The organism is Azospirillum sp. TSH20 (genome assembly GCF_003115935.1).
GTDB lineage: Bacteria > Pseudomonadota > Alphaproteobacteria > Azospirillales > Azospirillaceae > Azospirillum.
The window spans coordinates 1-10,702 of record NZ_LGQU01000178.1 but is presented as its reverse complement, the minus strand read 5'-3'; the positions used below and the strand labels follow the sequence as shown (position 1 = coordinate 10,702).

Here is a 10,702-nt window from a genome sequence, read left to right as displayed (position 1 = left end):
GGGGGGGGGGTTGGGGGGGGGGGGGAAGCGCGGCGGGAGTTTTGGGAGAGCAACGCAGTGCATCCCCCTCACCCCGACCCTCTCCCCGGGGGGGAGAGGGGGAATAGCGGCTTCGGCGGCGCATCGTCACACCCGGTAGTTCCGCACCGCCTCGACCAGACCCTGGCCGAGGTTGTTCAGGTTGGCGGCGGCGCCTTCCAGCTGGCGGGTGCCGGCCGCCGTCTGGCTGCTAGCCTCGCGGATGTTCTGCAGCGCCTGGATCACCTGCTCCAGGCCGATCTGCTGCTGGTTGGTGCCGGCGACGATCTGCTGGAAGGCCAGCACGCTCTCCTGGATGTTCTCCGCCATGGTGCGGATGGTCGATTGGGTGGCGTCGGTCTGGCGCTTGCCGGCGGCGACGCGCTTCACCGCCTCCTCCGTCAGCATGACCGAGGCGTTGATGCCGTGCTGGATCTCCGAAAGGTTGGAGCGGACCTGGGCGGTCGCCTCCTTCGACTGGTCGGCGAGGCTCTTGATCTCGCCCGCCACGATGGAGAAGGTGCGGCCATGTTCGCCGGCTGCCGCCGCCTCGATGGCGGCGTTCAGCGCCAGCAGGTGGCAGCGCTCGGCGATGTCGTTGACCGTCACGATGATCTCGCCGATCGCCTGGGTGCGCTCGGACAGCATGACGATGTTCTCGGCCACCGCCTCGGCCTGTTCGCGGATGGCGTCCATCGCCTGGATGGTGTCGTCCACCGCCTTCATGCCGGAATGGCTGGAGGCCGCCACCGTCTGGGCGCCGTGCGAGACGTCCTGGGCGCGGCGGTTGATCTGGGCGCCGGATTCGGTGATCTCCGACAGCGTCGCCGTGGTCTGCTCCACCGCCGCCAGCTGTTCGGCGACGCTGGCCGACTGCTGCTGGGTCGAGGCGCGGATCTGGGCGGTGGCGGCGTGGACGCTCTCCGCCGTCTCGCGGGTGGTGCGGGCCATCGACTTCAGCCGGCCGGCCATCTCGTTCAGATGCTGGCCGAGGATGGCCAGCTCGTCCTTGCCGGCGATGGCGATCTCCTGCGTCAGGTCGCCGTGGCCGACCTTGGTGACGAAGTCGATGGCGCGGCCGAGCCGCCGGGTGATGGAGCTGCCGATCAGAAAGGCGACCCCAACCGCGATCAGGAAGACGACGACCAGCGCGATGACCGACGACTGGATGGCGGTGTTGTAGATCGACCGGATGTCGGCGCGGCCTGCCTGGGTCAGATGGTCGATGGCGATCTGGGCCTGGGCGATGCGCGCCTCCATGTTCTTGCGCAGTTCGTCCACCCGCTGACGGCGCTGCAGCGCGTCGGCGATCTGGTTGCGCTCCAGCATGGTGTAGATGGTCCGCGCCTCGTCGCCGACCATGGTGATGGCGCGGCTCATCTCGTTGACGGAGGTGTCCAGTTCGACCCAGCCCCGGCGGCGGCTGTCGGTCACGCCGGTCGAGGACCGTTCAGCCACCATCGCCCGCAGCTGGCCCAGCCGGTCGCGCAGCTGGGCGCCGACCTCGTCGTAATGGCGGCGCACCGGCGCCAGCAGGGCCGGGATCTCGGCGACCCGCCCTTCGGCATTTGCGATGGACACGGCGTTCAGCGCCGTCTCGCGCGAGCTGCGCAGTTCCGCCTGCATGTTGCTGACGTCCGTCACCATTTTGGCGGCTTCGTTGTCGTAGGTCGACACCGCCATGATGACGTCCAGCGCGTCGGAGAAGCGCGACATCTGATAGAGCGCCAGCAGCGCCGTCAGGACACAGACCACGCCGAATCCCAGGACCAGCTTGTGCGCGACTTTCATGTTCATTCTTGGACTCCAGCCCCGGACGGCTCTTCAGGTGGATCGGTCGGTTTCAGGTCTTCACGAGGTCGAGCAGTGCCACCATGTCGAGGATCGCCATCCGGTCGGCGGCGATGGCCCTGACCAGCGGCCCGGCCTCCACCGGGGCGGAGCCGCGCGGCAGCACGATGTCGACCACCCGCTCCACATCCCGCACGCGCAAGGCCGCCGGACGGCCGGTGCCGGTGCGCAGCACGATGGCGTAGCCGGACGGGTCGGTCCCGGCATCGGTCCTGGACAGCAGGGAGGCGGATACAGTGGCCGACGGGCCGCTGCACAGCCGGTCGAGGTCGAACAGCCGCATCACCCGGCCGGCGACGGCGATCACCCCCAGGACGGTGGGCGGTGCCCCCGGCACGCGGGCCAGCCGCGGCATCGGCACGATATGGCCGAGATGGCGCAGCTCCAGCCCATAGTGCGTTTCGGCGCCGCGGGCGACCAGCATCGGGATGCCGACGCTCTCCTCCCCGTGGAGTTGCGGGATTTCGGCCAGATCCTCCGCCCGGCGGGCCAGCACGGCGTCGGCCCAGGGGCCGCGGCCGGCGAAGGTCGCCTCCAGGTCGGCGTTGCGGCGGGCCAGCTTCCTGTGCACCTCGTCCCAGTCGATCGCCGCACGGGCGGCGGCGCGGTCGGGGGAGGCGCTTTCGAGGGCGGCGATCAGCGGTGCGGCACCCGTCACCGCCCCTGCCCCGGCGCCGGCAAGCGTGTCGTCCATCAGCCCTCCTCACCGGTCAGCCAGAGGTCCAGCATGCCGCGCAGTTCCTGAACGGTCAGGCCGCCGCCCTCCGCCACCGCCTCGTCGTCGGGACGGCTTTCCAGCGCCTCGCGCGCATTGCGGAAATGGCGCTGCGCCGGGAGCAGCCGGCCGCGCCGCCAATAGGCCAGCGCCAGATGATAGTCGGCCAGAACGAATCGCGGGTCGAGATACAGCGCGCGCTTGAAGGCCGCCACCGGATCGCCGACGCCCAGCTCCTCCTCCACCAGTCCCAGCTGGTAATGGGCGCCGGGGTCGAGCCGGCTCGCCTCCACCCGGGCGAGACAGGCTTCCAGAACGGTCGAGCGCTCGTTGGTTTCGGCGGGCTCCGGCGGGGTCGGTGCGGCGGGAGGCGTCGCCGCCGGCGCGGACTTGCGGGCGCGCGGAGCGGGCGCGGCTTCCGGCGCCGGTCCGGTCGCGCGGCGGGACTTGAGCACGGGAGCCGGCGCCGCCGCTGCCGGGCCGGCGGATGGGCTGCGAACCGCCGCGGCCGGGGCCGCCGCTTCGGCCTGCTTGCGGTAGAGGGTGGCGCCGGGGACCAAGACCGGAATGAACAGCTCGTTCATCTGGGGACCGGCCTCGGCATGGCCGACCACCAGCCAGCCGCCGTCGGCCAGCGCCTTGTGCAGGTTGCCCAGCAGCCGGTGCCGCGTCGCCTCGTCGAAATAGATCATGACGTTGCGGCACAGGATGATGTCGAAATGCCCGATCCCGTGCGGATAGGAGGGGATCGCTCCATCCACGAGGTTGAAGGGGAGGAAGCTGGTCCATTGCCGGAATTTCGGCTTCACCGACCACAGCTTGTCCTGGCGGTCGAAGCAGGCCTCCAGCGTTTCCGGCGACAGGCCGCGGACCGCCCAGTCGCCATAGGCGCCGCGCCGCGCCTGTTCCAGGAAGGCGCCGTTGATGTCGGTGCCGACGATGTGGACCTGCCAGCCTTCCAGCTGGGCGGCGAAATGCTGCTTCAGCAGGATTTCGAGCGTGTAGGCCTCCGGCCCGATGGAACAGCCGGCGCTCCAGATCCGCAGAAGCCGGCTCGACTGGTTGCGGCGCAGGCATTCGGGGATGGCGACGGCGCGCAGCGCGTCGAACTGCTCGATGTAGCGGAAGAAGAAGGTCTCCCCCACCGCCAACTCGTTGATGAGTCCCTGATATTCGGCGCCGGTCGGCCCCTCCGCCTCCAGCGCGGCGAGATAGCCGCCGACCGTGGTGATGCGGCCGAAGGGCAGCCGGCGGTTGATCCGCTCGGCGAAGGCGGCATCCTTGTCGGCATAATAGGCGAGGCCGGTGGCGTCGATCACCATCGCCTTCAGGCGCAGGAAATTCGGATCGCGGCGGATCGCCTCGATCCCGGCGGCGACGGCGTTCGGCATCATGCGGCACCGCCCGCGGAGGAGGCCGGGTCCTGAGCGTGCTGCCACTGCGCCAGCCTGCGCTCCGCCACGGCGCGGAAGGCGTCGAGCAGCCGGCCTTCCGCCTCGCTGAGCAGCCGGTCGGGATCCAGCAGGGTCACGGTGCCGCCGCGGCCGGTCATCCGGTCCGGAAAGGCGCCGGCGGCACAGCCGTTGAAGGTCAACGACGGGTCGGAGGGGGTGCGCTCGGCGGGATCGACCGCGGTATCGCCATGGACCCGGTCGGCCAGCAGCGCCGCCGGCCGCCCCTGCCAGGTGACGAGGAGCAGCGGCGAATAGAGGTTCGGCTCGGCGGCCCCGGCGCCCTCCCCGGCCAGATCCAGCAGCACGTCCAGGCGCAGGACCGGAACCACCTCCCCCTGATAGCGGAAAACGCCCTCCACCGGCAGCGGCGCCGTCGGCAGCCGGTCGAGACGCGGCAACGGCAAAAAGCGCCGCACGGACTCCACCGGCAGCGCCAGCGCCCGGCCGGCAACCGAAAACACGACGCAACGGAATGGCGACGGGGTGGAGACAGTTTGCGCTGGGTTTGGTGACATCCGTCCGTCGATAGTCTGGAATCCGACCGGGAACATGCCCCATCACGACCGGAATGCGAATTACGCCAATGGTTTACGCCGTAGGGCCTATGCCCCGGCCGCGATCGTCCCTGCCCTTTGCCGGATGGATCGGGCGGGCTACTCTGTTGCGGCAAGGGAAAACCGGGACCAGGGAGAATCGATACGATGGCCGGCCGCTATTTCGAGGATTTCCGCATCGGCGACGTGATCGAATCGGAAGGGGCGACCCTGACCGACAGCCAGATCATGGATTTCGCCCTGCGCTTCGACCCGCAGCCCTTCCACATGGACGCGGCGGCGGCGGCCGACGGGCCGTTCCAGGGGCTGATCGCCAGCGGTTTCCACACCCTGTCGCTGACCTTCCGGCTGATCCGCGACACCGGCATCATCACCGGCACCAGCCTTGGCGGCTCCGGCATGGACGAGCTGCGCTGGCTGCGGCCGGTGCGGCCCGGCGACACCATCCGCGCCCGGGTCGAGGTGGTGGAGACCATCCCGTCGCGCCGCGGCGGGCGCGGCACGGTGCGGCTGGCCTACACCACGGTGAACCAGCGCGGCGAGCCGGTGATGACCTGCATCATGAACCACATCATCGCCGGACGGGGCGGGCCGCAGACCGTCGAGGTCTGAACGCCGCGCCTCCCCCACCACGCCTTCGCCGCCTTCAGGCCCGCGCGGCCAGGGTGCGGATCGCCAGCGCGGCGGCGGAGGCGCGGTTTTCCACCCCCAGCTTGGCGAAGACCTGCTCCAGGTGCTTGTTCACCGTGCGCGGGCTGATGCCCAGGATCTCGCCGATGTCGCGGTTGGGCTTGCCGTTGGCGATCCACAGCAGAACCTCCGCCTCGCGCGCGGTAAGGCAGAGCGCGTCGCGGAGAATCGCCTCCTGCCGTCCGGCGGTCGGCTCGCTGAGGCGGAACAGGTATTCGTCGGGGTTGGCCGGGCTGAGATAGGTGAACTCCAGCCGCCGCACCCCCTCGCCGTCCGGCAGCTCCAGCGTGAAGGTCTCCGCCGAGGCGCCGGGGGAGGAGGATCGGCGCAGCCGGACCAGACCGGCGGCCAGGGAGGATGCCGCTTCGGGGCGCACGCCGTCGGGACCGGGCAGCAGGCCGCCGAGCAGCCGCTCCGCCTGCGGGGTGCACCACAGCAGCCTGCCCTCCCCGTCCGTCGCCAGCAGGAAGCGGCCGGTGGCGTCGAGCGCGGCGCGGGCGCCGTAGGCGACGCGGGCGTTGGTCAGATGGACGCGGATGCGGGCGATCAGCTCGTCCACCACGATCGGCTTGGTGACGTAATCGACGCCGCCGGCCTCCAGCCCCTTCACCACATGCTCGGTGTCGCTGAGGCCGGTCATGAAGATGACGGGGATGTGCGACAGGTGGGGAATCTGCTTCAGCCGCCGGCAGGTCTCGAAGCCGTCGAGGCCGGGCATCACCGCATCCATCAGGATCAGGTCCGGGGTGATCTGGCCGACGAGGTCCAGGGCACTTTCGCCGTCGACGGCGACCAGCACGGTCAGGTCGGCCTGTTCGATGGCCTCCGTCAGGAATCCCAGCGTGTCGGGAGTGTCGTCCACCACCAGGATCATGTCACGGCGCTTCATCCCGTCACGGCCCCATCTTCCGCCAGATCATCTTGGTCCAGATCGTCTTGATCCTGCGCGGCGTCGCGCTGCGCCGCCGCCTCTTCCACCGCACGCATATAGCCTTTCAGGTCGAAGGCGCGCACCAGCGTTCGCAGCCGCTCGACGAATTGCAGGGCGGCGGCGTCCTCCGCCTCGATCTCGCGCAGCTTGGCTTCGATCCCGCGAATATAGCCGATCCGGCCAAGCTGGCGCAGGTCGTCGAGATGCCGCAGCGCCGACTCCGGCGGGTGATTGGACGGCGTTTGATTGGACAGTTCTAGGGCTTGATCGGCCGGCGCGGGCGGCGGGGCAAGCGGTTCCGCCGGCTTTTCCGCCGCATGGAGCCATTCCAGGCCGGTCAGCGCCTGCAAGCGGTCGAGCAGCGCGTGGATCTCGATGGGCTTGGCGACGAAGGCGTCATGCGGTGCCCGGCCGTCGCCCGGCCCCTGCGCCTCGTAGGCGTTGGCGGAGACCATGATGATGCGGATACGGTCGGCGAACTGGCGGCGCAACTCCTCCGCCAGATCCCAGCCGCTCTCGCCGGGCATCGAGATGTCGAGCATGGCGACGTCCGGCTTGCACTGCGCGGCCAGTTCCAGGCAGGAGGCGGCGTCCGACGCGGTGAACAGCACGAACCCCAGCGGGCGCAGGATGTCGGTCATCAGCGCCAGATGGTCGCGGTCGTCGTCGGCCAGCAGGATGGTGATCTGCGGCCCGGCATAGCCGGTGATGGCGCGGCGCTCCACCTGCTCGCCCGGCCGGTGCATCGCCTCCGACAGCAGCAGGCGGACGGTGAAGACGCTGCCCCGCCCCGCTTCGCTGCGCACCGCGATGTCGCCGCCCATGATCCGGGTCAGCACCCGCGTGATGGTCAGGCCGAGCCCGGTGCCGGCCACCGCCCGCACTGCCGCGCCCCGCCCGCGCTCGAACGGTTCGAAGACGCGGTCGAGATCCTCGGCGCGGATGCCGATGCCGCTGTCGGCGATCTCGAACTCGGCGATCTGGCTGCGGTAGCGGACGGTCAGGGCGACATGGCCGCTCTCGGTGTATTTCACCGCGTTGGACAGTAGGTTGATCAGGATCTGCCGCAGGATCTTGCTGTCGGTGTGGACCCAGACCGGCAGATGCGGCACGCGGGCATAGCGGAACTCAAGCCCCTTGGCCGAGGCCTGGATGCGGAACATGTCGGCCAGCTGGTCGAGAAAGTCGATCAGCTGCACCTTGTCGCGGCTGAGCCGGCGCAGGCCCGATTCGATCTTGGAGATGTCGAGCAGTCCGTCGATCAGGTTCGACAGATGCTCCGCGCTGCGGCGGATGACGCGGACGGCGTCCTGCGGGCGCTGGGTGCTGTTGCTCTCCAGAAGCTGGGCATAGCCGGAGATGGCGTTGAGCGGCGCGCGGATCTCGTGGCTGACGCCGATGATGTAGCGGCTCTTGGCGGCGTTGGCGGCCTCCGCCACCTCCTTGGCCTTCTGGAGGGCCGCGTCGGTGCGCTCGTGGGCGGCGATCTCGTCCATCAGCATGGCGGTCTGGCGGCCGGTCTCCTCCTCCGCCTTGCGGCGGCTTTCATGGGCCAGCACCAAGAGCCAGGCGGCGACACCGGACAGGATGAACAGGCAGACGAAGACCGTGACCAGCGCGGTGTGGATCGCCGCCCGCTCCGCCGCGTCGGCATTGGCGTACTGGAAGTCGATGACCAGCAGCACCCCGCCCAGCACCAGCGAGAACAGCGTCATCACCCCGATGAAATGGCCGGTGCGGGTGTGGACCCCGGCGGCCATGCGCTTGGGCAGGACCCGTTGCAGGCTGTGGGCGATCTGGTCGGCGAAGCGGCTGTCGGTCTTGCACAGGTCGTGGCAGCGTGCCTCCAGCGTGCAGCAGAGCGAGCAGATCGGCGCGTCGTAGGCGGGGCAGAAGGCCATGTCCGGCCGCTCGAACTGGTTCTCGCAGATCGAACAGCGGACGGTCGCGCCATCGCCGGGCAGTTGAGAGGACTTGCGGGCGATGTAATAGCGGCCCCCGGTTTTCCAGGCGATCAGCGGGGCGGCGGCGAAGGCGACGACCAGCCCAATGAAGGGGGCCAGCGCCTGGGCCACCGGGCCGAGAAGGCCGAAGAAGGCGGTGGTGGAGCACAGAACCGACAGGCCCATGGCGCCGGTGCCGACCGGGTTGATGTCGTAGAGATGGGCGCGCTTGAACTCGATCCCCGGCGGGCTGAAGCCGAGAGGCTTGTTGACCGCCAGATCGGCGGCGACGGCGCCCAGCCAGCCGACCGCAACGTTGGCGTAGAGGCCAAGGATGCTCTCGATCACGCCGAGGATGCCGATCTCCATCAGCAGCAGGGCCAGCAGCACGTTGAACACCAGCCAGACGACGCGGCCGGGGTGGCTGCGGGTCAGGCGGGAGAAGAAGTTCGACCAGGCGATGGAGCCGGCATAGGCGTTGGTGACGTTGATCTTCATCTGGCAGACGACGACGAAGATGCCGGTCAGCGCCAGCGCCGCGACGGGGGAGCCGAACACGTCGAGAAAGGCCATGTGGTACATGCTGTTGGGCTGCACCGCATCCTCCACCGCCAGCCCGTGCTTGATGGCGAGGAAGGCCAGCAGCGACCCCGCCGCCAGCTTCAGGCTGCCGATCACCACCCAGCCCGGTCCGCCGGCCAGCAGCGCCGTCCACCAGCGCACCTTGCCGATGCGCGACTGCGAAGGCAGGAAGCGCAGATAGTCGACCTGCTCGCCGATCTGCGGCAGAAGCGAGAGCAGGACCGAGGCGGCCATGCCGAAGGGCAGCAGCGACAGCCCGCCGTCGGGGGCGTAAACGCCGGGCAGCGAGGTCCATTGCGCCAGGGTTTCGCGGTCGAGCAGGAAGAAATAGGCCAGCGGCACGCATTGCAGCAGGATCCACACCGGCTGCGTCGCCCATTGCATGCGGCTGATGAAGCGGATGCCGTAGACGGCGATGGGGATCACCGCCAGCGAACTGATGACATGGGCGACCGAGGCCGGGATGCCCAGCACCATGGTCAGCCCGGCCGACATGATGCTGGCCTCGATCGAGAACAGGATGAAGGTGAAGGAGGCGTAGACCAGCGAGGTGATGGTCGAGCCGAGATAGCCGAAGCCGGCGCCGCGGGCCAGCAGGTCGATATCCACCCCGGCCTTCGCCGCGTGATAGGTGATCGGCAGCCCGACCAGGATGCTGAGAACCGCCACCGCCAGGATGGCGGCCATGGCGTTCTCGAAGCCGTAGGTCAGGGTGACGGCGGCGCCCAGCGCCTCGCAGGCCAGGAAGGAGATGGCGCCGAGCGCGGTGTTGGCGACCCGCCACGCGCTCCAGCGCCGCGCCCGTTCCGCGGTGTAGCGGAGCGCGTAGTCCTCCAGCGTCTGGTCGGCGGCGAGCTGGTTGTATTGCCGGCGTTCACGGACGATCCGTTGCCTCGCGCTCATGCCCGTCCGCCGTTCCCGCCCGTCGCCTGTGGTGGTCCGCATCGTCGGGAGTTTCCCGGTGCTTGGCAAGGTGCAAGCGCGTTGACAGCACCGGAGCCGCCCTCTAGCTGTCGAACCCCATGACCCGGAAAATCTCTGGAAGCCCAAGCATGACCGTCGAGCTTGTCGTTTGTGAAACCTGCCGCCGGCCGGAAGACCCGCCCGACGCCACGCGGCCGGGGGCGGAGCTGGTGGCGCTGATGGAGCGGGCGCTGGCCGACCAGCCCGATCTGGCGGCGCTGGTGCGGCTGCGGCCGATGCGCTGCCTGATGAGCTGCCGGCGCCCTTGCGCCGTCGCGGTGCGCTCCGCCGCGCGGATGAGCTATGTGCTGGGCGACTTCGCCCCGGACGAGATGACGGTGGAGACGCTGACCGCCTATCTGCGCGCCTATGCCGCCACCGATGATGGGATCGTTCCGTTCAAGCAATGGCCGCAGGGCGTCAAGGGTCGTTTCGTTTCCCGACTCCCGCCGCTGGAGGAGCCGGACGGTCGGGTTTGACACATCGGGGCGGCGGTCCAATTATTGTTGGCAAGACCAACGATTTTTCGCCCTTACGGGCGGGGAGGAGCGCCCGATGAAGGTCGACCCCGAGGTCCTGAATTGCGCCACCGGCCTGCTGCACATCGCGCGCGAGGCGGAACGCTCCAACGGCTGGGAAGCCGGCGACCTGCTGCGCACCACGCTGCGCCTGCTGGTGGTTGCCGGCGCCGACGGCCATGGCTGGGACGCCGACGACCTGTCGGAGGAAGTCCGCGATCTGGTGGAAGCTGTGCGGACGACCAATGCGGACGATGGGGCGTTCGGGGGCGCGTTCGGGGATGGGGAGATGGTGGTGCATTGAGGGGGGCGCTTGTCGCCGGGGAGAGTTAGACCCCCACCCTAACCCTCCCCCGTTGGGCGGGGGAGGGGATAAGTGCTTGTTCGGGAGAGTGGCGGCAGTCCCTCCCCCGCCCAGCTCTCGCACAAAGCTTCGCTTTGTGCTGACGCGGCAGGCGGACCGCAGGTCCGCTGAGAGCGGGG

9 protein-coding genes are annotated in these 10,702 nt (G+C 69.5%); 3 read left to right on the top strand and 6 right to left on the bottom strand.

Annotated features, from left to right (window positions below; all coding sequences use genetic code 11):
* Positions 1-126 precede the first annotated feature (126 nt).
* The 4 genes from TSH20_RS33125 to TSH20_RS33110 are packed head-to-tail and all read right to left on the bottom strand — an operon-like array spanning position 127 to position 4,499.
* The gene (locus TSH20_RS33125; protein ID WP_109156780.1) at positions 127-1,815 is read right to left on the bottom strand and encodes a methyl-accepting chemotaxis protein; all 1,689 of its coding nucleotides are present in this window, start codon (positions 1,813-1,815) and stop codon (positions 127-129) included.
* A gap of 46 nt (positions 1,816-1,861) precedes the next feature.
* A complete protein-coding gene (locus tag TSH20_RS33120; protein ID WP_109156781.1) occupies positions 1,862-2,563 on the bottom strand; it encodes a chemotaxis protein CheW in 702 nt (233 codons plus the stop codon).
* Positions 2,563-3,978 carry a protein-glutamate O-methyltransferase CheR gene (locus tag TSH20_RS33115; protein ID WP_109156782.1) on the bottom strand — a complete coding sequence of 472 codons (1,416 nt, stop codon included), beginning with the start codon at positions 3,976-3,978 and terminating at the stop codon, positions 2,563-2,565. The genes TSH20_RS33120 and TSH20_RS33115 overlap by 1 nt, the downstream gene beginning before the upstream one ends.
* Positions 3,975-4,499 (bottom strand): CheW domain-containing protein, encoded by a 525-nt coding sequence (locus TSH20_RS33110; RefSeq protein WP_247871447.1) that lies wholly within the window; start codon positions 4,497-4,499, stop codon positions 3,975-3,977. Before TSH20_RS33110 ends, TSH20_RS33115 begins: the two co-directional genes overlap by 4 nt.
* A gap of 240 nt (positions 4,500-4,739) precedes the next feature.
* On the opposite strand from TSH20_RS33110, the gene TSH20_RS33105 reads away from it, so the two are divergent.
* Complete coding sequence (locus tag TSH20_RS33105; protein WP_109156784.1) at positions 4,740-5,204, top strand: MaoC family dehydratase; 465 nt, start codon at positions 4,740-4,742, stop codon at positions 5,202-5,204.
* A gap of 34 nt (positions 5,205-5,238) precedes the next feature.
* On the opposite strand, the gene TSH20_RS33100 is transcribed toward TSH20_RS33105, so the two are convergent.
* Together TSH20_RS33100 and TSH20_RS33095 are read right to left on the bottom strand one after the other, a co-directional pair.
* Positions 5,239-6,171: a response regulator transcription factor gene (locus tag TSH20_RS33100; RefSeq protein ID WP_109156785.1), complete on the bottom strand. Its 933-nt coding sequence runs from the start codon at positions 6,169-6,171 to the stop codon at positions 5,239-5,241.
* Complete coding sequence (locus TSH20_RS33095) at positions 6,168-9,683, bottom strand: hybrid sensor histidine kinase/response regulator (RefSeq protein ID WP_247871448.1); 3,516 nt, start codon at positions 9,681-9,683, stop codon at positions 6,168-6,170. The genes TSH20_RS33100 and TSH20_RS33095 overlap by 4 nt, the downstream gene beginning before the upstream one ends.
* A 107-nt stretch (positions 9,684-9,790) precedes the next feature.
* On the opposite strand from TSH20_RS33095, the gene TSH20_RS33090 reads away from it, so the two are divergent.
* Positions 9,791-10,180: a DUF1636 domain-containing protein gene (locus tag TSH20_RS33090; protein ID WP_109156787.1), complete on the top strand. Its 390-nt coding sequence runs from the start codon at positions 9,791-9,793 to the stop codon at positions 10,178-10,180.
* 76 nt (positions 10,181-10,256) lie between these two features.
* On the top strand, positions 10,257-10,523 hold the full coding sequence (locus tag TSH20_RS33085) for a hypothetical protein (RefSeq protein WP_109156788.1): 267 nt from the start codon (positions 10,257-10,259) through the stop codon (positions 10,521-10,523).
* Positions 10,524-10,702 lie beyond the last annotated feature (179 nt).

Excerpts from the sequence above, each read along its gene's own strand:
- TSH20_RS33125 (WP_109156780.1), bottom strand. The coding sequence starts at position 1,815 with ATGAACATGAAAGTCGCGCACAAGCTGGTCCTGGGATTCGGCGTGGTC.
- TSH20_RS33120 (WP_109156781.1), bottom strand. The coding sequence starts at position 2,563 with ATGGACGACACGCTTGCCGGCGCCGGGGCAGGGGCGGTGACGGGTGCC.
- TSH20_RS33115 (WP_109156782.1), bottom strand. The coding sequence starts at position 3,978 with ATGATGCCGAACGCCGTCGCCGCCGGGATCGAGGCGATCCGCCGCGAT.
- TSH20_RS33105 (WP_109156784.1), top strand. The coding sequence starts at position 4,740 with ATGGCCGGCCGCTATTTCGAGGATTTCCGCATCGGCGACGTGATCGAA.
- TSH20_RS33100 (WP_109156785.1), bottom strand. The coding sequence starts at position 6,171 with ATGAAGCGCCGTGACATGATCCTGGTGGTGGACGACACTCCCGACACG.
- TSH20_RS33095 (WP_247871448.1), bottom strand. The coding sequence starts at position 9,683 with ATGCGGACCACCACAGGCGACGGGCGGGAACGGCGGACGGGCATGAGC.
- TSH20_RS33090 (WP_109156787.1), top strand. The coding sequence starts at position 9,791 with ATGACCGTCGAGCTTGTCGTTTGTGAAACCTGCCGCCGGCCGGAAGAC.
- TSH20_RS33085 (WP_109156788.1), top strand. The coding sequence starts at position 10,257 with ATGAAGGTCGACCCCGAGGTCCTGAATTGCGCCACCGGCCTGCTGCAC.